The organism is Pelomonas sp. Root405 (assembly GCF_001425165.1).
GTDB lineage: Bacteria > Pseudomonadota > Gammaproteobacteria > Burkholderiales > Burkholderiaceae_C > Pelomonas.
In genome coordinates this window covers 317,896-339,967 of the sequence record NZ_LMDU01000001.1, presented here as the reverse complement: position 1 = coordinate 339,967, position 22,072 = coordinate 317,896, and the positions used below count along the sequence as shown (strand labels likewise).

Below are 22,072 nucleotides of genomic sequence, written 5' to 3'. Positions count from 1 at the left end.
CCTCAGTCCTCCTCGTCGTCAGCGTCGTCGTCCTCGACTTCCGTCTCGGTGTGCATCACGCACCGCCACTCGCCGTCCTTGCGCGTCCAAACCGAGGAATCGGCCATCAGCTGCTCGACGGCCTCTGATTCATCCTCGCCTCGCTCGGCCATCGCCTGCCTGACGCGGTAGGTCAGCACCGCGGTGTCGTCGTTGGGGAACATGACGTTCATGTCGCTCAGCTCGAACGACTTGATGACCATGTTGCCCTTCTCGGCCATCTCGCGGTACTGGGCGTGGTCGAACTGTATGGCGCCCTGAGCACTCACCATCAGCGCGGGTTCGTCCAACATCGAGAGCGCGGTGTCCGTGTCTTCGTCCACCATGGACTGCCAGAACTTGTTTTCCAGCGCGATGAGGGTTCTTTCTGCTGCCTGCATGCCAATCTCCTTTAGCGGCCCAAAACCAAAATATGGGCAGCCGTTGGCATGCCTGCGGTAGGAGTCGCCAGACGCCCTCGGTCAGACGCTTCCTACGGGCAGAGCCGAGGTGAAGCTCCATTTATCATTGCGCCCCATGCCCAGCGCCCCCCGCGACGTCGCGCAGATCCGACTGGACAACGCGATGCGGCTGTTCGAAGAGTTCGTCAGCGCCACTGTCAAGAATGCCGATGCCGCCACCCTGCGTGGCCTGGAGCGGCGCTTTGCCGAGCGGCTGCAGATCCAGCCCAGCTACTGGAGCCAGATCAAGGGCCGCTCGCGCCAGATCGGCGAACGCCTGGCGCGGCAGTTCGAGCAGCTGTGCCACAAGCCGCCGGGCTGGATGGACATCGAGCATGGCAGCGCCGCTGCACCGGTTGCCGCCGGCTTCGCAGCGACCAAGCCGAATGAGTCGCTCAACGCGGGGGGCAGCAACGAAAGCCTGCCGCAGGACGACGACGAGCGCTTCATCGTCGGCCTGGTGCTGACCTATTACCGCCGCCATCCACAGCGTGCCCGCACGCGTTTGCTGGACCTGCTCGGCGAAGTGCTCACGCCCAGCGCTGCGGCACCGCCGCCGGTCGCCAAGCCTGCCGCCCCCAGCCCGCAGGCGGAGCTGGATGAATGGCGGAAGTTGCAGGCCCGCATCGAGCCGCTCAAGCCCAAGAAGCGCTGACAGTCAGCGGCACCCGTCGTCGCACGGGGCACGCTCCCGCACGTTAGGGGTGTTGGATAAAAACCGCTTGCGCAAGAGAAACGTTTGTTTATCATTTGCGCAAGTCGTGATGCATGCAGTTCTCTGGCATCACGGCGAGGTCGCACACCTGAACCCCTCTGACCGCCCGGCCCGCCTGCCTCGAGCGCTGGCCCCGGGCATCCTCGTTCCATCCTCGCAAACGCTGGCCCACCCGGGTCGAGCCGCTGCATTGCCCGCCGCCCCGTGCGGCCAACCGGAGCCTTTTCCATGCCCCAGTTCACCTCCCCGCGCCCGATGCAGATCAAGGCACGCAAACCGCGCAATCCGCTTGTCGCCCCGGCCATGCAGCGCCAGGCCGGCGCCCACCGCAGCGCGCATGAAGCGCATGCGCAGCGCCAACAGGCACGCCTCGAACTGCGCCGCCTGCTGCGCGACCGCTTTCCCGACGACAGCCCCTGAATCAAGCGCGCCGACCCGCCCCTCGATCCATGTGATGAGGGCCGCCGGCCAGGCGCCGAAGGAGACCCTCATGAGATTGATCGAATTGCGCGGCCCCGATGCCGCCGAAACCCACGCCGCCTGGGCCCAGCGCTGGAAGCGCATCAAGCGCGCGGCCCGCGCCATCCGCCTGGTGTTCTCGCCGGCCTACCGCCGGCGCCGGGCCCGCAGCCACCTTGAGTTCTACGCCGAAGCCGGCGCGCCCGAAGGGGCGCTCTACATCGACGGCCAACTGACAGCGCAGCTGGAGGGGGTGCGCAGGCTGTGAACTGCAGCGCAAAACGGGGTCGCCTCCGACGAGCAGGTGGCCCCGCCCAGGCCTAGCATTCGGAGCATGTCCGACCGCCTGCGCTTGACCGCCCCGCTGCCCAGCCTCGACGCCTGGGTCGACGCCTTCGCCCGTGCCGAGATCCCGGTGCTGACCGAAACGGCCGAAGCGCTGGAACACATGCGGGCGACGGAGGACGATGTCGATGCCCACGGCATCGGCGAAATGATCGAGGCCGACCCCCTGATGACGCTGAAGGTGCTGGCCCACGCCAGCGAGCAGCGCCGTGGCCGCAGTGAGGGGCTCAGGGCCGACGCCGAGACGGTCACCGCGGCCCTGGTGCTGATGGGCATCACGCCCTTCTTCCGCGACTTCGGCCCGCAGCCGACGATGGAAGAAGTCCTCGCCGACAACGACGACGCCCTGCTCGGCCTGTCACGCGTGATGCAGCGCGCCGAGCGAGCGTCGCGCTTCGCGCTGGGTTTTGCGGCCCACCGTGCCGACCCGGACGCCGCGGTCATCCACAGCGCCGCGTTGCTGCACGACTTTGCCGAAATGCTGCTGTGGGTGCATGCGCCGGAACTGGCGCTGAAGATCGCGGCCTTGCAGGAGGCCGACCGTCATCTGCGCAGCGCGGCCGCCCAGCGTCAGGTGCTGGGCATCGAGCTGGCCGAGCTGGAACAGGCGCTGATGCGGCGCTGGCATCTGCCGGAGTTGCTGATGCGCATCACCGGCGACAAGCATGAGCGCGACCCACAGGTGCGCTGCGTGCAATTGGCCGTGCGCCTGGCACGGCACACGGCCCGGGGCTGGGACGACGCCGGCGTGCCGGATGACCTGCACGACATCGCCGAGCTGCTCAACCTCAGCGAAGCCCACGCGCTCAAGCTACTTCACGAATTTGATTGACGGCGGCGGCCCAGGAAGGCCACGAGCCCCAGCCCGCCCAGCAGCGTGGCGAACGTCGCGGGCTCGGGCACCGGCGAGGTCGTGAAGTTGGCGTTGTTGGGCGCGAAGTCGGAGATGGCCGCCGTGCCGGCAAAGGCGCTGTCTCGCGGCCACAGGTTCCAGGTGTAGTCGAACTTGTTGGCAAAGCCGGTGCTGGGCAGCAGGCTGCCGCTGACCGTGGCGGTGATGGTCTTGCCGCTGAGCGTGACCGAGCCTGCGGGCAATGCGCCAACACCGCCGATGGTGCCAGTGCCGTCGGGGCGCAGGATGATGACGCGGTCGAAGCGCACGCCGTTGATGCCGATGCCAGCAAAGCCCGCCGTGCCGGCGCCGCGGTTCACGCCCCACACATACAGGCCGGTGGCCGTGCTGCCGATGACGCCATCCATGGTGGCCGTCAGCGTGAAGAGGTCCGTGCCAGGGGCGTAGGTCACGCTGGCGCTGAGCACGTCGAGGTCGGTGCTGGCGCTGCTGCCGCCGAAGGTGGCGAGGAAGTCGCCCTGGGCATCGTCAATGCTGGTGAGAGCGTGGCTGGCCAGCGGCAGCGCGAGCAGCGTGGCGGCGGACAGGGAGGCGAAAAGGCGCATGCGGAACTCCGGGGGTTGAAAAATGGTCAGCGGGCTGGCGGCTGCTGTCGCCCCGCCTTGCATGGACGGCTGGGGCGGCGGGCTATTCCGGCACCCCCTAGAAACGCGGCTCACATCAGGCTCCTCAACCGCTCGCGGCCGCGCGACAGGCGCGACATGACGGTGCCGATGGGAATGGCCAGCGTCTGCGCAATCTCGGCATAGGCCAGGCCGTCGAGCGCGGTCAGCAGCAGCACCTCGCGCTGTTCGACAGGCAGCACGGCGAGCGCCACGCCCAGATCGCGCACGACAAGGATCTGGTCCTGGGTGGCGGCGACTGGCACCTCGGGCGTACGGTCATCGAGGTCGACCGTGTCCAGCCGGCCGCGGCGCAGCGCGTCGACGTGCAGGTTGTGCATGATGCTGAACAGCCAGGTGCGCATGTCGCCCACACCGCGCCACTGGCCGGCGCGCGACCAGGCGCGCTCCAGCGTGTCCTGCACCAGGTCGTCGGCGTCCTCGCGGTTGCGGCGCAGCACCCGGGCGTAGCGGCGCAGCCGCGGCAACGCGGCGAGCAGCTCGGCCGCGTCGGGATAGGCAGCAGGGGTGAAGGAACGGTCGGCGACAGCCATGGCCGGTGAATGCCACCGGCGGGCGCGGAGGTTCAAACCGGCGCTAGACCGGCACCGCGGTGGTGTTCTTCAGCCGCTCCAGCACGAAGCTGGTCTTGCAGTCCTGCACGCTGGGATGCTTGAGCAGCGTGTCGCTGATGAAGCGGGCGTAGTGCTGCATGTCCTGCACCAGCACGCGCAGCAGGTAGTCCATCTCGCCGGTCAGCGCGGCGCATTCGACGACTTCGGGCCAGGTCTGAACGGCGGCGCGGAACAGGTCGCGCGGGTTGCGCAGCGGGTTGTCGGTCTGCTTTTCCAGGCGCACGTTGAGGTAGGCGGTCAGCCCAAGGCCGACGCGCTCGGGCGGCACCAGCGCGACGTAGCTGGCGATGACGCCCGCCTCTTCCAGCCGGCGCACGCGGCGCAGCACGGCGGAGGACGACAGGCCCGCCTCGGCGGCCAGCGCGTCATACGTCAGGCGGCCATCGCCCTGCAGCGCGCGCAGGATGCGGCGGTCGATGGCGTCAAGTTCAATGGCAGCGTCCATTCCAATGATTTTGCAGGTTTCCTGCGCGTCAGACCGAAACGACGCCCGTGATTGCATGAAACCTGCGCCTGCCGCGCCGCAGAATTTCCGGCTTCAACGCATTGCAAGCGAGGCAAGCATGGCCAAGTTCACCCCCTGGGACAACCCGATGGGCACCGATGGTTTCGAGTTCATCGAGTTCGCCGCGCCCGACCCGGCCGGCCTGGGCGCGCTGTTCCAGACCATGGGCTTCACCGCCGTGGCCAAGCATCGCCACAAGAACGTGACGCTGTATCGCCAGGGCGGCGTCAACTTCATCATCAACGCCGAGAGCGACTCGTTTGCGCAGCGCTTTGCGCGCCTGCACGGCCCGTCGATCTGCGCCATCGCTTTCCGCGTGCAGGACGCCGGCCACGCCTACAAGCGCGCGCTGGAGCTGGGCGCCTGGGGCTTCGACAACAAGGCCGGCCCGATGGAGCTGAACATCCCGGCCATCAAGGGGATCGGCGACTCGCTGATCTACTTCGTCGATCGCTGGCAGGGCAAGGGCGGCGCGGCGGCGGGTGCCATCGGCAACATCTCGATCTACGACGTGGACTTCGTGCCCGTGCTGGACGCGCAAGGCCAGCCGGTCGACCCCAACCCGGTCGGCCACGGCCTGACCGAGATCGACCACCTGACGCACAACGTCTTCCGCGGCCGCATGAAGGAATGGTCCGAGTTCTACGAGCGCTTCTTCAACTTCCGCGAGGTGCGCTACTTCGACATCGAGGGCAAGCTGACCGGCCTGAAGAGCAAGGCCATGACCAGCCCCTGCGGCAAGATCCGCATCCCCATCAACGAGAGCAGCGACGACAAGAGCCAGATCGCCGAGTACCTGGACCTGTACCACGGCGAGGGCATCCAGCACGTGGCGCTCGGCACGACCGACATCTACGGCACGGTCGAAGGCATGAAGCGCACCGGCGTGCAGTTCCAGGACACCATCGAGACCTACTTCGACCTGATCGACAAGCGCCTGCCGGGCCACGGCGAGAACGTCGACGAGCTGCGCCGCCTGCGTATCCTCATCGACGGCGCGACCCACCTGGGCGTGGACAACGAACTGCTGCTGCAGATCTTCACGAAGGAAGTGATCGGGCCGATCTTCTTCGAGCTGATCCAGCGCAAGGGCAACGAGGGCTTCGGCGAGGGCAACTTCAAGGCGCTGTTCGAGAGCATCGAGCTGGATCAGATCCGCCGGGGTGTGCTCAAGGACGAGCCGGCCAAGGCCGTCTGAAGACACTGCCAGGCTTCGTCCGAATGGACGAGCCCCATGTGCCCGACGCCATCCAGCCGGTGCGCGCGCGCGCCCGGCAGGATGGCCGTCTCTGCCGGGTTGACGATCTGGTCGCAGGGTGTCCAGAAGCAGTCCACGTCGGTCAGCAGCGACAGCTCGGTCACCCACGGGCTGCGCAGGCGCATCTGGCGGGCGTTGTGCCCCTGGCCAAAGCGCGCCATGCGGGTGCCGCCATGCGGCGACCCCAGCGTGATGACGCGCGGCGGCACCGCGTGCCCGGCCCCATGCGCGCGCCACCAGGCCCGCAGCGCCAGGCCGCCCATGCTATGCGCCACCAGCACCGGCGGGCGGCCGAGCACGGCCTCCAGCCGCCGCACGCCGCGCTCGATGTCGTCGGCGTAGTCGTCGATGCTGCCGAAGGCCGGCTCCAGCGTCGGTGCGACGAAGGCGACGCCCTGCGCGCGCAGGCGCTTCATCCAGCCGTTCCAGCGCGCCCGGTTGCAGCCGAATCCGTGCACCAGCAGCACGCCGGCCCGAGCGCCCGCGGGCAGGTGATCCGGCTCGGCCCATTCCCGCCAGGGTTGGCGCCAGGAGAAGGCCAGCTCGCTGGCGACGACTTCGCCCGCCCAGGCGCGCAGCAGCTGCCGCCAGGTGGGTGGCGGCCGGTTCACCCAGCGCAGCTGCACGAAGCCCAGCCACAGGACGCCGGCATGCAGACCCAGTGTCAGGAGGCCCCAGATCCAGCCGACCTGCCAACCCACGCTGAGCGCCACGGCCAGCCGCACAAGGACCCAGATGCGCTGAAGCCGCCCATTCATCGCGCCAGTCTAAGCGGGCAAAATGGGGGGCCTGTGAGCACTACGGCAGTAGGCCGCGAAGGCCCGCCGCCAGGGGCCAACCAAGGCGCAGCGCGCCGCCCGCATTGATATGCGGGCAAGCGGTGCAACGCAGAGTGGCCCCTGGCGGCGGGCCTTCCCTCCGGGTTGTGGCCAGAAAGGTCGCGCGCGGCGTTGCAAATCCTCGCCGGGTGTCCAACCCGGCTGCGGTTTGCGCCTTGCTCGCGGCCTTTCTGGCCACAACGCGGCCTGCTGCCATAGTGCTCACAGACCCCTGCCCCATGGACGAACTGAGCGCCGAATCCCTGCTGAAAGAGCTGCGTGCCGTCGACACCGAACGCGCCCGCCGCGCGGCCGACCCGGCGCTCCAGGCGCGCGTGCACGCGCTCAAGGCCTGGCAGCAGCGCCGCTTTGCCAACACCTATGCTGACCTGCTGGCCCACCCACGCTACGAGGCCGCAACGCGCTTTTTCCTGCAGGAGCTCTATGGTCCCGGCGACTACCGCCAGCGCGATGCGCAGTTCGCCCGCGTGGTCCCGACGCTGACGCGCTTGTTCCCGGCCGAAGTGGTTGACACCGTTGCCAAGCTGGCGCGCCTGCACGCGTTGTCCGAGCACCTTGACACGCGCATGGCCGAGCACATGCCCAGCACCGACATCACGCTCGCCGATTACGCCATTGCCTGGCGCGCCTGCGGCGAGCCGGCCTCGCGCCAGCAGCAGATCGACCTGACCATGGCCGTCGGCGAATCGCTGGACAGGTTGACGCGCAAGCCCCTGCTGCGCCAGACGCTCAAGCTGATGCGTGGCCCGGCCCAGATGGCAGGGCTGGGGGCGTTGCAGCACTTCCTGGAGACCGGCTTCGACACCTTCCGCGCGATGCGTGGCGCGACCGAGTTCCTCGCCACCGTCAAGCAGCGCGAAGAAGCCCTGGCGCGTGAGTTGTTCAGCGCCTGAGTGCGCTGTCACGGCGGCGACGTAGGGCAACCCCCCTAGGCGTGTAACACGACCGAATCCAAGATCAGCGACCTTCTTTCGCCGAGGCCCGCTGATGACCGCCGCCGTTGCCGCCCTTGATGAAGCACCCGTCCTGAGCACCCGAGACAAGCCCTGGCTGGCCAGCTATCCGGCCGGCGTGCCGGCACAGATCGACACCAGCGTGTATGGCTCCCTCGTCGACCTGCTGAACGAGGCCTTCCGCAAGCACGCCCAGCGGGACGCGGCCGTCTGCATGGGCCAGCGCATGCGCTTCTCGGAGATGGACCAGCTGTCCACGCAACTCGGTGCCTGGCTGCAGGCCCAGGGGCTCAAGCAAGGCGACCGCGTCGCCATCATGATGCCCAACCTGCTGCAGTACGGCGTGGCCATCTCGGCCATCCTGCGCGCCGGCTTCGTCGTCGTGAACGTGAACCCGCTGTACACGCCGCGGGAGCTGGAGCATCAGCTCAAGGACTCGGGCGCCCGCGCCATCGTCGTGCTGGAGAACTTCGCGCACACGCTGGCCGAGGTCATCGACGCCACCGACATCAAGCACGTCGTGCTGGCGTCCATGGGCGACCTGCTGAACTGGTGGAAGGGCCCGCTGATCAACTTCGCGGTGCGGCACCTGAAGAAGATGGTGCCGGAGTTCCGCCTGCAACTCACGTCTGGGACGGGCGAGGGGCGCACCGTCGTGCGCTTCAACGAGGCGCTGGCCCATGGCGAGCGACTGCACCTGAAGAAGCCCGATCTCGGAGCCGACGACGTCGCCTTCCTGCAGTACACCGGCGGCACGACCGGCCTGTCCAAGGGCGCCACGCTGCTGCATCGGAACATCGTCGCCAATATCCTGCAGGTCGAGGCCTGGTTCCAGCCCATGCTGGCCAAGCTGCCGCAGGACAAGCAGTTCACCAATGTCTGCGCGCTGCCGCTGTATCACATCTTCGCGCTGACGGCCTGTTTCATGCTCGGCGCGCGCATGGGCCACCTCAACATCCTGGTGCCCAACCCACGCGACATTCCCGGCTTCATCGAGACGCTGCGCGGCCACAAGATCCACATCTTCCCGGCCGTCAACACGCTGTTCAACGCACTGGCCAACGACGCCGGCTTCTCGCGCCTCGATTTCTCCGAGTTGGTCATCTGCAACGGCGGTGGCATGGCCGTGCAGCAGGCCACGGCGGAGAAGTGGCTCAAGGTCACCGGCTGTCCGGTCGTCGAGGGCTACGGCCTGTCCGAGACCGCCCCGGCCGCCACCATCAACCCGCTGGACCAGCGCGCCTTCAACGGCAGCATCGGCCTGCCGATTTCATCGACAGAAATTGCCATTCGCGACGACGACGGCCGTGACGTGCCGATTGGCGAGCGCGGCGAGATCTGCATCCGCGGGCCGCAGGTCATGGCCGGCTACTGGAAGCGCCCTGACGAGACCGCCAACGTCATGTATGCCGACGGCTTTTTCAAGAGCGGCGACATCGGCATCATGGACACGCGCGGCTATGTGCGCATCGTCGACCGCAAGAAGGACATGATCCTGGTCAGCGGCTTCAATGTGTACCCGACCGAGATCGAACAGGTTGTCAATCTGCACCCCGGCGTGCTGGAGTGCGCCGCCGTCGGCGTGCCGGACGCCAAGTCCGGCGAGGCGGTCAAGCTCTTCGTCGTCAAGAGCGACCCCGCCCTGGCCGAGGAAGACCTGGCCAGCTACTGCGCCCAGCAGATGACGGCCTACAAGCGGCCCAAGTTCATCGAGTTCCGCGACGAATTGCCCAAGAGCAACGTCGGCAAGATCCTGCGTCGCGAACTGCGCTCGGCGACGGCCTGAGGCGGCCGCCCGGCGGCGGCCAGCGCCTTTAGAAGGGGTTGTTGCGCGCGCGGCTCAGCGCCAGCGTGCCGATGCGCTGTTGCGCGTTCGGCCCCAGCAAGGTGTCGCCAGCCCACAGCCATTGCGTGGGGCTCGCGTTGGGCACCAGCGTCTCGGTCGTGCAATCCTGCGGCGCGACGTCGCTGCGGCAGGCGGCCTCCGTCACGTTGGAATAGCCGAAGGCCCCGGGGAAGCGGGCGATCTGCTGGACGGTTTCATCCACCAGCACCAGGCCGATGAGGCGGCCATCGTTGAGCAGGTTCAGGCGCAGCGCCGTGTTGAAGGCCACGCTCAGGTCGTCCAGGAAGATGGCGCGGTCGATGTCCGTCTGCTGCTGCCTTTCCTTCTGGCCGAAGGGCGTCAGGCCGACGTCGAAGATGGTGCCCACCACCACGCGGCCGTTGGCGTTGGCGATGCGGTTGACCTGGTCGGCCAGCAGCTTGCCGCGTGCTTTGGCTTCGTTGATCAGCGAGTCGCGGCTCTGCGCCGGGAACTGGCGATAGAGTTCCACGATGTCGTTGACGCCGACCAGGACGCCGACGATGTCCTTCGGCCCGAAGCGGTCGTTGGACAGGTGCTGGTCGATGCGGTCACGCACGTCCGCCACCTTGGCACCGGCGAAGGCGTACATGATGCCCTGGGGCAGCGCGACGAAGTCGCTGTTGCACTGCGGGTAGACGAAGCCGAAACCGCTGGCCAGGATCTGGCTCCAGCCCGGGCTCAAGCGGCAGTCGACCTGCTTGGTGTCGGCGTTCAGCCCGTTGATGGTGTACTTCTTGCCGCTGCTGAGGATCACGCCGTTTTCGTCGCCGAAGGCGATGACGCGTGTCGGCGCAAACGGGTCGATCTGCGCGGTGCCGCCTCCGCCGCAACCGGCGATCAGCGCTGCCGCCGCCACCGCGGCCAGGGCCAGGCCGCGCTTCAATTTCTGGGAGACAACACGTTGCATGACGATCAACTCAGGACAGGAAAACTCAATCGGTGAAGGCAGCGGCGGCCCGGCTGAGCCGGTCCCGCACACCGTCCCAGGCAGGGTCGCGCGGTGGCGCCTCGACCCAGATCTCGCGGGCGCCGGCCGCATCCAGGGCCCGCAGCACCGCAAACAACTCGTGGGCCGCCGCCGCCGGGTCGCCCGGCTGCGGCTGCCAACGCCAGGCCGGCAACTGGGCGCGTGAATATACCGCCACCCCTTCGACGCCCCCGCTGGCGGCCAATGTCGCCAGACGTAAAGCCAGCGCCTCGGATGCAAGCAGGCGCACATGGGCGCTCGGCGCGTAGTGCGCGGCCAGCGTGCCCGAGGCCTTGGGCGCCGCGGCGTCGGGCTCGGCCAGCCGCTCGCCGAGCACGGCCTCAATCGCGGCGCGGCTGATCAGCCCGGGGCGCAGCAGCGCAGGGCCATGACTGTCACTTCGGCTGCAGTCGACGATGCTGGACTCGATGCCCACCTCGCAGGCGCCGCCGTCCAGCACCATCAGTTCCGGTCCGAATTCCTCGACGACATGCCGGGCCAGCGTCGGGCTGACACGCCCAAAGCGGTTGGCGCTGGGCGCGGCCACGCCATTGACGCCCAGCTCACGCGCGGCGGCCAGCACGGCGCGCGCGACCGGGTGAGCGGGCGAACGCAGGGCCACCGTGGCCTGCCCGCCGGCGGCGGATTCGGCCACCCCGCTCTTGCGCGGCACGATGACCGTCAGCGGCCCGGGCCAGAAGGCGGCCATCAAGCGGCGCGCGCTCGCCGGCAGATGATCGGCAAACGGCTCCGCGCCAGCGGCGTCCAGCACATGGACGATCAGTGGGTGGTCGCTCGGCCGGCCCTTGGCGGTAAAGATCTTGGCCACCGCCTCGTCGCGGTCGGCCCGCGCTGCCAGGCCGTAGACCGTCTCGGTGGGCAGGCCCAGCAGTTCGCCATCGGCCAGGCGGCGCGCAGCGGCCTGCACCGCGCCGGGATCGTTGCCAGGAAGCAGCAGCATCAGAAGTCGGTGGGCAGACCCAGAATCGCTGCGGCATCCATGGCGACGGCATGCGCCGCCGCCGGCGTCTCGGCCGTGATGTTCAGGTGGCCCATCTTGCGGCCATGGCGCGCCTCGGCCTTGCCGTAGAGATGCAGATGCGTGCCCGGCAGCGCCAGCAGGCGGTCCCAGGCGGGCGGGGTCGGGCCGCCGGCCTCGGTGAACCACAGGTCGCCCAGCAGATTCAGCATGACGCTGGCCGAATGCTGGCGCGGCATCGGCAGCGGCAGGCCGGCCAGCGCCCTCACCTGCAGCTCAAACTGCGACACGTCGGCACCGTTCATCGTCCAGTGGCCGGAGTTGTGTGGCCGCGGCGCCATCTCGTTGACGACGAGGCGGCCGTCGTCGAGCCAGAAGAACTCGATGCACAGCACGCCGACATAGCGCAGCGCCTCGGCCACCTGGCGGGCGGCGGCGATGGCCAGCTTCTCCACCTCGACCGGGATGTCAGGCGCCGGCACCTCGGTGACGGCCAGGATGCCGCCGCGGTGCAGGTTCTGCTGCGCGGGGTAGTTGACAAGCTGCCCGTCCGCGCCGCGCGCGACGATGACGCTCAGCTCGGCCCTCAGCGGCAGCAATTGCTCCAGCACGCAGGGCACGCGCTTGAGGCTGTTCCAGGCCTCCGCCAGCTCGGCGGCGGTGGCCACGCGCACCTGGCCCTTGCCGTCGTAGCCCATGCGGCTGGTCTTCAGAATGCCCGGCAGCAGCGCTGGGTCCACGGCGGCCAGCTCGATCTCATTGCTGATGACGGCGTGCGGCGCGCAGGGCACGCCGGCCGCCTCGAAATGCGCCTTCTCGACGGCGCGGTCCTGGCAGACGGCGACCGCCGCACCCGACGGGGCCACGATGCGCATGCCCGCCAGCGTCTCCAGCGCCAGCGCCGGCACGTTCTCGAACTCGGTGGTGATCGCGTCGCAGTCGCGTGCCAGCTGCGCCAGGCCGAAAGAGTCCAGGTAGTCGGCCTTCACATGCTGCTCGGCCACCACGCCAGCGGGGCTGATGGCGTCCGGGTCCAGCACGACGCAGCGATAACCCAGCGCCTGGGCTGCGTGGACGAACATGCGGCCGAGCTGGCCGCCGCCCAAAACGCCCAGCGTCGCGGCGCCCGGCAGGAGCGCGCTCAACGCAGCTCCTCGCTCATCGCGCGGGCGGCCTCGGTCTGCCTGGCGCGGAAGGCGTTCAGCTTGTCCAGCAGCGCCGCGTCGCCGGTCGCCAGCATCGCCACCGCGAACAGCGCCGCATTGGCGGCACCGGCATTGCCGATGGCGAAGGTCGCGACCGGGATGCCCTTGGGCATCTGCACGATGGAGTGCAGGGAATCGACGCCCTGCAGATGCCGGCTGGCGACCGGCACACCCAGCACCGGCACCGTCGTCTTGGCGGCCAGCATGCCCGGAAGGTGGGCCGCACCGCCCGCGCCGGCGATGATGGCCTTCAAGCCACGGGTGGCGGCGCTTTCCGCGTAAGCAAACATGTCGTCGGGCATGCGGTGGGCCGACACGACCCTGGCCTCGAAGCCGACACCGAACTCGGTCAGAATCTCGGCCGCCAGTCTCATCGTTTCCCAGTCGCTGCTGGAGCCCATGACGATGCCGATGACGGCGTCTGGGTTCAAAGGGGCTGACGTGGACAAAGCGCGCTCCGGGGCTCAGGAAAGCCTTGAATTGTAGAAGCCGAGGCTCAACCTCCCACTCGGGCCCAATCTCCTGTCCGCCATGATCGACATCACCCTCCAGAACTTCGAAGCCGAACTCATCACCGCCTCCCGGAACCAGCCCGTGCTGCTGGACATCTGGGCGCCCTGGTGCGGCCCCTGCCGCACGCTCGGCCCCATCCTGGAGAAGCTGGAGACCGCCTACGCCGGCCGCTTCGCGCTCGCCAAGCTCAACAGCGACGAGGTGCCCGAGATCGCGACGCAGCTGAGCCAGATGTTCGGCGTGCGCTCCATCCCTTTTTGCGTGATGTTCATCGACGGCCAGCCGGTTGACGGCTTCGTCGGTGCCCTGCCCGAGGCGCAGATCCGCGAGTTCCTGGACAAGCATGTGCCGCCCGGCGAAATGCTCGAAGCCGAAGCCGACGCCGACGTGGCCGAGGCTGAAGGACTGATGGCCGAGGGCGACCTTGAAGCCGCGCTCGGCAAGCTCGCGCATGCGGTACAGACCGACCCGTCCAACGACGCCGCGCGTTTCGACTACGTCAAGGCGCTGCTGGAACTCGGCCTGGTGGCAGAAGCGCGCGAAGCCTTCGCGCCAGTGGCCGTCAAGGCAGCCGACACGTTGACGCCCTCGCCCCGGCTGGCGGCCCTGGCCATCTGGCTGGCCGCCTTCGATGCCGCCGAAGCCGCCGATCCCGGCGCGCTGAAGGCGGCGATTGCGGCCAACAAGCGCGACTTCGATGCCCGCTTCACGCTGGCCCAGACGCATCTCGCCGCCCAGCGCTTCACCGAGGCCATGGACGAGCTGCTGGAAATCATCATGCGTGACAAGGCCTGGAACGGCGAGGCCGCGCGCAAGACCTATGTCGCCATCCTCGAGCTGCTGACCAAGCCGGCGCCCAAGCCCGCCGCCGAAGCCAAGGCGGGTGCGTTGGAGCTGACCGGCAAGGCGGCCGTCGGGCACAGCGACCCGCTGATCGACAGCTACCGGCGCAAGCTGTCGATGGCGCTGTTCTGACCGCTGCTTGAGCGGCGTTCCTTCAGGGCACGCCGCCGCGGTTGCTGCGCAGTTCGCGCAGCTTCACGCACTCGGGGTCGTTCTGGTAGATGGGCTTTTCGCACTGCCGGTCGATGCACCAGGCGCGCGCGAACAGCACGCGGCTGCCGCAGGCCTCGGCGGGCGAGCGCGGCTCCACGGGCGGAGGCACCGCGGAGGCCGGCGCGGTCTTGTTGGCGGCGGTATTGCTTGCACGGACCGGCGATGCCGGCTCGGGGGCCGCGATGACGGGGCTGCGCGCCACAGGGCGGAAATCACCGGCCTTCTCGGTCAGCACCGGCTTGGGCGCCGCCTCGCGGCGCGGCGCTGTCATGGCGGGGGCTGACGCCGGCCGAGTGGCCGCCACGGGCACTGGTTTGACGGGGTCGGGCAATGGTGCAGACGCCTGCGACACCACCTCGGCGCTCGGCACCGAAGCCGCCGGCGCTTCGGGCGGCGCGGGGGGCGGCGCCGACACGACGGCCGAGGCGGCGGGTTCGGGCAGCACCTGCGGCGTGGTCTGCGGGCGCAACTGCAGGACGAACAGGCCGAGCAGCACCAACGCCAGCACGCCGCCGCCGATGACGGCCGGGCCTTGCCGGGAGCGCGGTGCGGCGGCCTCGGGCTTGGCGGGCGGCTTGGGCGTGGGCGGCGGAGGCGGTGCAGCTTTCTTGCGCAGCGGCACGACGACAGTGGCCGAGAGGTCGTCCAGTTGCGACGGCGTGCCCTGCACGGTGTCGGCGAATGCGAGGTCCAGCGGCTCGGCGGGCGCGGGCGCCGGTGCCAGCGTGATCCGCGGCGGCGCCGGCTGGGCGGCGGGCACATCGGCCCGGCCATCAAGCACCTCACGCCAGGCGGCGGCGGTCTGCGGGCGCTGGTGGGGCGGCATGCGCAGCGCCCAGTCCAGGCCGGCCAGGAAGGCGGGGGAGTAGCCCTCGACCTGCAACGGCGCCAGCTCGTCGCCCATGGCGCGCGCGGTGGCCGGTGGCGGCGGGCGGCCAGTCAGCAGCTCGTGCATGGCCGCGGCCAGCGCATAGAAATCGGTCCACGCGCCCTGGCGCAGGGCCGACGATTCAGCGTACTGCTCGATGGGCGCGAAGCTGGGCTTGAGGATGGCCGTGAAGACCTGGGTGCGGTCACCGATGGCCTGTCGGGCGGCGCCGAAGTCCAGCAGGATGGGCGGGCTGCCATCGGCCGGCATGAAGATGTTGTCGGGCGCCACGTCGCGATGCCAGACCTGCTGGGCATGCAGGATGGCCAGGCCGCCCAGCACGGCGTCGAAGACGCGCCGCGCCCAGGCCTCGGGCGGCGGTGTCGGCTGGGTCTTGCGCGCCTCGCGCAGGTTCTGGCCGACCAGGCGCGGCATGGCCATGTACGCGGTGCCGTTGGCTTCCCAGAAGCGGTAGACCTTCAGCAGCGAGGGATGGTCGAAACGGGCCAGCAGCTTGGCCTCGTTGACGAAGCTGCGCCGGCCCAGCTCGAAGGTCTCCTTCATCGACACCGAGCGCACCGACACCTGAGAACGGCCGTCGCGCGAGGCGAACTGGCTGGGCATGTATTCCTTGATCGCGATCTCGCGTTCCAGCGAGTGGTCCCGCGCCAGGTAGACGATGCCGAAGCCGCCCACGCCGAGCGTGCCCAGGATTTCCAGCTCGCCAAAGCGGGTGCCCGCGGGCAAGGCGTTGATGGCTTCGTCGTCGCGAGCGTCGGCGGTCATAGGCGGGCGAGGGTAACGCAGCCCCGCCGTACCGAGAGCCCGGAAAAAGCCCGGTTAGCGTGGCGGAGTGCCCAAACCGGCCGAACCCAGGCGCCCGGCCCACAGGCGGCGCTGCGCGGCGTCCTCAGCCCAGGCGGCCTGGGCGGCGTCGGCATGACGGGCCGAGAGCGCGTCCTCGTGCAGGCGCGCGTAGACCTGCGCCAGGCGGGCGTGCAGGGCGGCGCATTCGTCCAGGTCGCAGTGGGCCGCATCCTCGGCCTGCACCTCGACGGCGGCCTGGTCGGCCAGCGCGCGGGCGCGCAGGGCCTCGCCGTTGTTGGCCCAGCACCAGGCTAGGTCGGCCAGCAGGCTGCCGCCGGTGCGCGCCAGGCCGGCGGCGATGGCTTCGGGCAGATGGGCCTCCAGCAGCGCGGCCGCGGCAGTGAAGTCGCCCTGCACGGTCAGCAGCTGGGCGCGCAGCAGCGGCGTCAGGTCGGCACGGGCCGAACCGCCGACGGCGTCGTCGAAATGGCCGATGGAGTCCACGCCCAGCAGCACGGCGGGCGCCTCGCCGGGCTCGCCGGCCAGCGCGGCATGGCGGATGCGCAACGCGCGCATCTGCATCTGGTTGTAGAGCAGCGCCGCGAGGCCGGCATCGTCGCCATCGGCACTGGCGGCGCGGCGGCCCCAGGCATACCAGGCTGACGCGGCTGCCTGGTCATTGGCGAGGTCCCAGGCCATGCCCAGTGACGACGCAACCCGACAGGCGGCCGCGTTGTCCGGCGGCGCCGCAAGCACGGCGGCGGCATGCGCGACCAGGCGGTCAATGTCGCGGTCGACAAAGGCCATCTGGGCCAGCCAGGCGTCGCACAGCGCCTGAAGCGCGCGCAGCCCGGCAGCGCCGGCCATGACGTGGGCGCGGCGCACGCGCTCGCGGGCACCCCCGCCGAAGGCGCTGAAATAAGCCGTCAGGCCCTCGGCCAGATGCAGCCACGCCGCCAGCTCGATGCGTGGATGCACGAGGGCGCGCGCCTGCAGGCGGTTCAGCTCCTCGCGGGCCTCGGCCTCGCGGCCATGGCGCAGCCACAGGATGGCGCGCTGGGCCTGCAGCACGGCTGCGCGCGCCGGCATGGAGGCGACGGCGGCGATCTCGCCGTCCAGCCGCTGGGCCAGTCGGCTGCGAAGCTTCACCGGCCCGGTTGCACTCATGCGGTGAGCCGCTGCAGCGCTTCTTCGTACTTCTGCACGGTCCGCTGGATGACCTCGGCCGGCAGCGCGGGCGCCGGTGCGGTCTTGCCCCAGGGCTGGCCGTCGATGCGCGCGGCCTCCAGCCAGTCGCGCACGAACTGCTTGTCGTAGCTGGGCGGGTTGCTGCCCGGTGCATAGCTTTCGACGGGCCAGTAGCGCGAGGAGTCGGGCGTCAGCACCTCGTCCATCAGCGTCAGCGTGCCGTCGGCGTCCAGGCCGAACTCGAACTTGGTGTCGGCAATGATGATGCCCTTGGTCAGCGCGAAGTCGGCGGCCCGCTGGTAGAGCTGGATGGAGATGTCGCGCACGCGGGTGGCCAGCTCCGTGCCGATGATGTCGGCCGCCTGCTCAAACGAGATGTTCTCGTCATGGTCGCCCATCTCGGCCTTGGTGGCGGGCGTGAAGATGGGTGCGGGCAGTTTGTCGGCATTGCGCAGGCCCGCCGGCAGCTTGACGCCGCAGACGCTGCCACTCGCCTGATATTCGGCCCAGCCGCTGCCGGCCAAGTAGCCGCGCACGACCGCCTCGATGGGCAGGGGCTTGAGGCGCTTGACCAGCATCGTGCGGTCTTTCAGCTGCTCGGCTTCCTGCTGCGTGACGACCGAGAGCGGGTCTTCGCCGGTCAGGTGATTGGGGACGATGCCCTGCAGCTTGTCGAACCAGAACAGCGCCATCTTCGTCAGCAGCGCGCCCTTGCCGGGGATGGGCTCGCCCATGATGACGTCGAAGGCCGAGAGCCGATCGCTGGCGACCATCAGGATGCGGTCGTCGCCGACGGCGTAGTTCTCGCGCACCTTGCCGCGGCCAAGCAGCGGCAGGGAGGTCAGGCTGGATTCGTAAAGGGCTTGGGGCATGGGCGGCGATTTTAGGTGCCGCCTCCAGCCAGATGGCTTCGTACCGCGGCAGCAAAGCTGTGCACGTCGATGGGCTTGGTCAGATAGCCGTCGCAGCCGGCTGCGCGAAAGCGCAGCTCGTCGCCCTGCATCGCAAACGCCGTGAAGGCGATCACCGGCAGGTCGGCAAGGTCGGGCGTGGCCTTGATGGCGCGCACCAGGCTCAAGCCGTCGGTACCCGGCAGCTGGATGTCGACCAGCGCGATGTCCGGCCGGCAGGCACGCAGCCGCACCCAGGCTGCGTCGACATCCAGCGCGAGGTCGACGACGAAGCCGTCGGCCTCCAGCACGTATTGGGCGAGTTCGAGGTTGAGCTGGTTGTCGTCGACGACGAGGACGCGCAAGGCGGCCATGGTTCAGCCCTCTCCATCGCGGCGGCGGCCGCGGCGGTCGTGGCGGGCGGCGCGCAGCAGGGCGTCGCGCACCTCGGCCAGGGGTTGAGCTTCGCCGGCATTGGCGATGGCCGTGGCCGAGCGCACCAGGGCTTCGATGTCCTCGGCGGTCAGCGACAGCGCCGTCCAGACGATGACGGGCAGTTCAGCCCAGCGCGGGTCGCTGCGCAATTCATGCAGCACCTGGAAGCCGTCGATGCCGGGCATCATCAGGTCGAGTACCACGGCCCCGGGCTCCAGCGCGGGCAGGCGCCGCAGCGCCTCGGCGCCGCTGGCCACGGCGACCGCCTCGATACCGGCGGCCTGCAGCGCGGCGCACATCAGTTCGCGTGACGACGCCTCGTCATCGACAACGAGCACGGGCCGGCCCGGACCGAGGCGGTCGCGCAGCGGCACGAGGGCGCGGGCCAGCGCCGGCCGGCGCAGTGGCTTGGCCAGGACCTCCGACACCGGGAAGGCCACGCCGGCGCCTGATGGCGGCGTCAGTGCCAAGGCCTTCACGGCTGCATGCATGGACGGCCCACCGCTGCGCAACGCGGCCAGCAGGGACAGCCCCGGCGAATCCTGCAGGCCCATGTCGATGGCCAACTCGGTATAGCGGCGCGCGCGCGTCAGGCGCAGCACGTCGGCCGCGGTGGCCGCGGTGTCGGCCGCCACGCCGGCCTGGGACAGCTCGCGGGCCAGGCCGTCGCGCAGCGGGTGGTCGCGCAGCGCGATCAGCTGGGCCGAACGCGGCGCCTCGGTGGCGACGCCGAGCGGCTGGCGCGGCAGCACCGCGTAGAAGCGGCTGCCCTGCCCAGGATCGCTGTAGACGCCGACCCGGCCACCCTGGGCTTCGACGAGACGGCGCGTCAGCGCCAGGCCCAGGCCCGTGCCCTGATGGCGCTTGGTCAGGCCATCGTCCAGCTGCTGGAACTCGACGAAGAGCTGACCCGTGCGTTCGGGCGGGATGCCGATGCCGCTGTCCTCGACCTCCAGCCGCCACAGGCGCGGGCCCTCGCCCACCATGCGCAGCTCGATGCGCCCGCCGGTCAGCGTGAACTTGATGGCATTGGACAGGTAATTCAGCAGCACCTGCTTGAGCCGCGCGGGGTCGAGCACCAGGTCGCGCAGGTCGGGGGCGACCGAAGCGCTGAGGTTCAGGCTGCGCTGATCAGCCAGCACCGCCACGGTGGCCATCACGTCGTCGACGATGGGCTGCAGCTCGACGGGTTCGGGGTGGAAGTCCATCTTGCCGGCCTCGATCTTGGACAGGTCCAGCACATCGTTGATCATGTTGAGCAGATGGCGGCCGCTGCTGGCGATGTGTTGCAGCCATTCACGCTGGCGCGCCGAGTCCAGCGGTTGCTGGCTCATCGTCAGCAGGTCGGCAAAGCCGATGACGGCATTCAGCGGCGTGCGCAACTCGTGCGACATATTGGCCAGGAACAGGCTCTTGAGCCGGCTGGATTCCTGCACGCGGCGGTTCTCGGCGGCCAGCCAGACGGCCTGTTGGCGGGCCTGCTCGGCGGTGCGCATGGCGGTCACGTCCGCGACGATGCCGACCAGGCGCGGCGCACCCGCGTCGTCATGCGTGACACGGGCGTCCAGGCGCAGCCAATGCAGGCTGTCGTCCGGCCAGACGACGCGGAACTCGGCATGCCAGGGCAGCTGGCCTTCGCTGGCGGCCAGCAAGGCATTCAGGCCGCTCGCCACCTGGAGCCGGTCGTCGGGATGCACGGCCGCCAGCATGCGCTCGCGATCCCAGGCGTCGACGGAATCGGGCAGGCCGAAGCACTGGTCAAAACGGCGCGAACGGTGGATGAGGCCGCTGTCGAGCTCCAGTTCCCAGTCGCCGATGGCCGCGGATTCAAGCGCGAAACGCAGCCGCGCCTCGCTCTGGCGCAAAGCAGCCTCGATCTGGCGCTGGTGGGTCAGGTCGCGCGCCGACTTGACGCCGCCGATGATGCGGCCGGCCGCGTCGCGCAGCGGGGAGACCTGGGCGGAAATTTCCAGCCGCCGGCCGTCCTTGGCGATACGCACGGTGCGGAAGGGCGGCATCTGCTGGCCCTGGGCGAGGTTGGCGACGATGCGCATCTCCTCGGCCTCCCGCTCGGGCGGGATCAGCATCTGCACCGGCTGGCCCACGGCCTCGTCGGCCGTGTAGCCGAACATGCGCTCGGCGGCCGCGTTCCAGTTGGTGATGCGGCCGTCCAGCGACTTGACGATGATGGCGTCGGCCGTGGACTCGACGACGGCGGCCAGGCGGCGCACTTCGGCCTCCGCCTCGGTCAGGCGGCCGACATCGCGAAAGACGATGGCGATGCCACGCACGCGGCCGTCGGCATGGTGGGTGAGGTCGGCCTGGACCTCGATGGGGCGCAGGCTGCCGTCGCGCGCGACGCAGACAGCCTGGCGGCGGAAAGCGCCTTCGCCATCGCGCTCGCGCAGCACGTCGATGGGGTTGCGCGTCTTCAGGTCGGCCGGCATGCCCTCGCGCTGGAAGACCTCCCAGACCGGGCGACCCAGGGCCTCGCGAGCCGGCCAGCCGGTGATGCGCTCGGCCACTGTGTTGATGCGCGTGACGCGGCCGTCACCGTCGGTCGTGATGAAGCCCGCATCGATGGTCGACAAAGTGGCCGCCAGGCTTTGCTCGGTTTCCAGCAAATGGTCCTCGGCGCTGTGCCGACGGTCGACCTCGTGGCGCAGGGCCTCGTTGGCCACGCGCATCTCCTGCACGGACGGCACGGCCAGCAATTGCGGCATCAGCCGCCACGCCACGGCCGCGGTCATCACCGAAGCCACGGCCGTGATGACCTTGCCGGCCGTCTGCAGCTCGTAGTCGGGCCGCCAGATCGTCCACACATCCAGCAGATGCGTGATGCCGCAGGCAAAGATGAAAACGGCGAACAGCGTCGCCAGGCTGCCCAGGTTGACCTGCGGCCGCTGGCGCGCATAGCGGGCGATGACCAGAGGGATCGAGAAATAGGCCAGGGCGATGGCGACGTCGGCGCTCACCATCGTCCAGAGCAGGCCGGGCGACCATTGAAAACAGTAGCCGTGCGGCAGGAACCCTGCGCGCGCGACGATGCCGGTCAGCTCGTCCATCCCACCCTCCCGCCCCCAACGACCAAGGGGTTATGCCGGGCATTGTGGACCTGCAGGCAGGGGAATACTGCCCAGCGGCGTGGCGTATTGCCGGGATCAGGCCAGCGGCTCGATCAGGTCGAAGCCGACATAGCGTGCGACAAAGCGCGCCCGCCCTTCACGACCGAAGGCCTCGGCGTCCCAGTCCCCCGGCAAAAGCCGGTCCGCGAACCCGGCGCGGAAGCGGTAGACCTGGGCCGACAGCGTGCTGCCGTCGGCCAGGGTCACGATCACGCCGATGCGCTCGTACTCGTCGCCCTCGAAGACATCGAGCCGCGCCAGGGCGACGGCATCGACGTCGCGATACAGCCGCCCCGGCACGACGCCGACGGGCAGTGGCTGCAGGCCGGGATAGTCCTGCCCGTGCACGGGGCGACGCGTGTGGTCGGACAGCGAGGCGGGCTCGCTGGTGAACTCACTGCCGCAGACGCGGGCCATGATGTCGGCCCACATCAGCGAGCCGTAGGCGAAGACGTGGGCCGTCACAGCG

At 69.5% G+C, this 22,072-nt stretch carries 23 protein-coding genes; 8 read left to right on the top strand and 15 right to left on the bottom strand.

The features are described from left to right. Window positions 1-2: 2 nt before the first annotated feature. Window positions 3-419: a nuclear transport factor 2 family protein gene (locus ASC81_RS01570; protein WP_056261826.1), complete on the bottom strand. Its 417-nt coding sequence runs from the start codon at window positions 417-419 to the stop codon at window positions 3-5. Window positions 420-555: 136 nt separating this feature from the next. Here ASC81_RS01570 and ASC81_RS01565 point away from each other — a divergent pair, with 136 nt between their 5' ends. The 4 genes from ASC81_RS01565 to ASC81_RS01555 all read left to right on the top strand — a co-directional run bounded on the left by ASC81_RS01565 (window position 556) and on the right by ASC81_RS01555 (window position 2,830). Then, on the top strand, window positions 556-1,134 hold the full coding sequence (locus tag ASC81_RS01565; protein ID WP_082536174.1) for a hypothetical protein: 579 nt from the start codon (window positions 556-558) through the stop codon (window positions 1,132-1,134). 288 nt (window positions 1,135-1,422) lie between these two features. Next, window positions 1,423-1,614, top strand: coding sequence for a hypothetical protein (locus ASC81_RS26845; protein WP_156391652.1), 192 nt, complete (start codon window positions 1,423-1,425; stop codon window positions 1,612-1,614). 70 nt (window positions 1,615-1,684) lie between these two features. Continuing rightward, window positions 1,685-1,921 (top strand): hypothetical protein, encoded by a 237-nt coding sequence (locus tag ASC81_RS01560; RefSeq protein ID WP_156391650.1) that lies wholly within the window; start codon window positions 1,685-1,687, stop codon window positions 1,919-1,921. Between the two features lie 66 nt (window positions 1,922-1,987). Then, window positions 1,988-2,830: an HDOD domain-containing protein gene (locus ASC81_RS01555; protein WP_056261821.1), complete on the top strand. Its 843-nt coding sequence runs from the start codon at window positions 1,988-1,990 to the stop codon at window positions 2,828-2,830. On the opposite strand, the gene ASC81_RS01550 is transcribed toward ASC81_RS01555, so the two are convergent. The 3 genes from ASC81_RS01550 to ASC81_RS01540 form a co-directional block, all read right to left on the bottom strand. Next, window positions 2,815-3,456 (bottom strand): PEP-CTERM sorting domain-containing protein, encoded by a 642-nt coding sequence (locus tag ASC81_RS01550; RefSeq protein WP_056261819.1) that lies wholly within the window; start codon window positions 3,454-3,456, stop codon window positions 2,815-2,817. The two genes, ASC81_RS01555 and ASC81_RS01550, sit on opposite strands and share 16 nt — an antisense overlap. 110 nt (window positions 3,457-3,566) lie before the next feature. Beyond that, on the bottom strand, window positions 3,567-4,067 hold the full coding sequence (locus ASC81_RS01545; protein ID WP_056261816.1) for an RNA polymerase sigma factor: 501 nt from the start codon (window positions 4,065-4,067) through the stop codon (window positions 3,567-3,569). 43 nt (window positions 4,068-4,110) lie between these two features. Next, complete coding sequence (locus tag ASC81_RS01540; protein ID WP_056261813.1) at window positions 4,111-4,593, bottom strand: Lrp/AsnC family transcriptional regulator; 483 nt, start codon at window positions 4,591-4,593, stop codon at window positions 4,111-4,113. A gap of 118 nt (window positions 4,594-4,711) precedes the next feature. Between ASC81_RS01540 and hppD the strand changes: the two genes are divergently transcribed. Further along, entirely contained in the window at window positions 4,712-5,851 is a 1,140-nt protein-coding gene (gene hppD, locus ASC81_RS01535) for a 4-hydroxyphenylpyruvate dioxygenase (RefSeq protein ID WP_056261811.1), read from the top strand. Here the strand turns inward: hppD and ASC81_RS01530 are convergent. Then, on the bottom strand, window positions 5,803-6,669 hold the full coding sequence (locus tag ASC81_RS01530) for a triacylglycerol lipase (RefSeq protein ID WP_082536173.1): 867 nt from the start codon (window positions 6,667-6,669) through the stop codon (window positions 5,803-5,805). The two genes, hppD and ASC81_RS01530, sit on opposite strands and share 49 nt — an antisense overlap. Before the next feature lie 299 nt (window positions 6,670-6,968). On the opposite strand from ASC81_RS01530, the gene ASC81_RS01525 reads away from it, so the two are divergent. Together ASC81_RS01525 and ASC81_RS01520 are read left to right on the top strand one after the other, a co-directional pair. Then, on the top strand, window positions 6,969-7,643 hold the full coding sequence (locus tag ASC81_RS01525) for a hypothetical protein (RefSeq protein ID WP_056261808.1): 675 nt from the start codon (window positions 6,969-6,971) through the stop codon (window positions 7,641-7,643). 94 nt (window positions 7,644-7,737) lie between these two features. Next, a complete protein-coding gene (locus ASC81_RS01520; RefSeq protein WP_056261805.1) occupies window positions 7,738-9,489 on the top strand; it encodes a long-chain-fatty-acid--CoA ligase in 1,752 nt (583 codons plus the stop codon). A gap of 28 nt (window positions 9,490-9,517) precedes the next feature. On the opposite strand, the gene ASC81_RS01515 is transcribed toward ASC81_RS01520, so the two are convergent. From ASC81_RS01515 to purE, 4 genes are read right to left on the bottom strand one after another with little or no spacing between them, the layout of a single operon-like run. Continuing rightward, the gene (locus tag ASC81_RS01515) at window positions 9,518-10,477 is read right to left on the bottom strand and encodes an esterase (RefSeq protein WP_156391646.1); all 960 of its coding nucleotides are present in this window, start codon (window positions 10,475-10,477) and stop codon (window positions 9,518-9,520) included. Between the two features lie 25 nt (window positions 10,478-10,502). Then, window positions 10,503-11,498 carry an L-threonylcarbamoyladenylate synthase gene (locus ASC81_RS01510; RefSeq protein ID WP_056261799.1) on the bottom strand — a complete coding sequence of 332 codons (996 nt, stop codon included), beginning with the start codon at window positions 11,496-11,498 and terminating at the stop codon, window positions 10,503-10,505. Further along, window positions 11,498-12,661, bottom strand: a complete 1,164-nt coding sequence (locus ASC81_RS01505; protein WP_056261796.1) for a 5-(carboxyamino)imidazole ribonucleotide synthase — start codon at window positions 12,659-12,661, stop codon at window positions 11,498-11,500. Before ASC81_RS01505 ends, ASC81_RS01510 begins: the two co-directional genes overlap by 1 nt. Continuing rightward, on the bottom strand, window positions 12,658-13,122 hold the full coding sequence (gene purE / locus ASC81_RS01500; protein WP_056264135.1) for a 5-(carboxyamino)imidazole ribonucleotide mutase: 465 nt from the start codon (window positions 13,120-13,122) through the stop codon (window positions 12,658-12,660). Before purE ends, ASC81_RS01505 begins: the two co-directional genes overlap by 4 nt. Window positions 13,123-13,252: 130 nt before the next feature. On the opposite strand from purE, the gene ASC81_RS01495 reads away from it, so the two are divergent. Continuing rightward, complete coding sequence (locus tag ASC81_RS01495) at window positions 13,253-14,209, top strand: tetratricopeptide repeat protein (protein WP_056261793.1); 957 nt, start codon at window positions 13,253-13,255, stop codon at window positions 14,207-14,209. A 22-nt stretch (window positions 14,210-14,231) separates the two neighbouring features. On the opposite strand, the gene ASC81_RS01490 is transcribed toward ASC81_RS01495, so the two are convergent. The 6 genes from ASC81_RS01490 to ASC81_RS01465 all read right to left on the bottom strand — a co-directional run bounded on the left by ASC81_RS01490 (window position 14,232) and on the right by ASC81_RS01465 (window position 22,068). Continuing rightward, entirely contained in the window at window positions 14,232-15,944 is a 1,713-nt protein-coding gene (locus ASC81_RS01490; RefSeq protein WP_056261790.1) for a serine/threonine-protein kinase, read from the bottom strand. A 54-nt stretch (window positions 15,945-15,998) separates the two neighbouring features. Beyond that, window positions 15,999-17,114 carry a hypothetical protein gene (locus ASC81_RS01485; RefSeq protein ID WP_056261786.1) on the bottom strand — a complete coding sequence of 372 codons (1,116 nt, stop codon included), beginning with the start codon at window positions 17,112-17,114 and terminating at the stop codon, window positions 15,999-16,001. Window positions 17,115-17,128: 14 nt separating this feature from the next. Next, on the bottom strand, window positions 17,129-18,025 hold the full coding sequence (locus tag ASC81_RS01480; protein ID WP_056261782.1) for a phosphoribosylaminoimidazolesuccinocarboxamide synthase: 897 nt from the start codon (window positions 18,023-18,025) through the stop codon (window positions 17,129-17,131). Window positions 18,026-18,036: 11 nt separating this feature from the next. Then, complete coding sequence (locus tag ASC81_RS01475; RefSeq protein WP_056261780.1) at window positions 18,037-18,417, bottom strand: response regulator; 381 nt, start codon at window positions 18,415-18,417, stop codon at window positions 18,037-18,039. A gap of 3 nt (window positions 18,418-18,420) precedes the next feature. Continuing rightward, complete coding sequence (locus ASC81_RS01470; protein WP_056261777.1) at window positions 18,421-21,543, bottom strand: PAS domain S-box protein; 3,123 nt, start codon at window positions 21,541-21,543, stop codon at window positions 18,421-18,423. Between the two features lie 96 nt (window positions 21,544-21,639). Further along, window positions 21,640-22,068 (bottom strand): gamma-glutamylcyclotransferase family protein, encoded by a 429-nt coding sequence (locus ASC81_RS01465; RefSeq protein WP_156391644.1) that lies wholly within the window; start codon window positions 22,066-22,068, stop codon window positions 21,640-21,642. Between the last annotated feature and the right edge of the window lie 4 nt (window positions 22,069-22,072).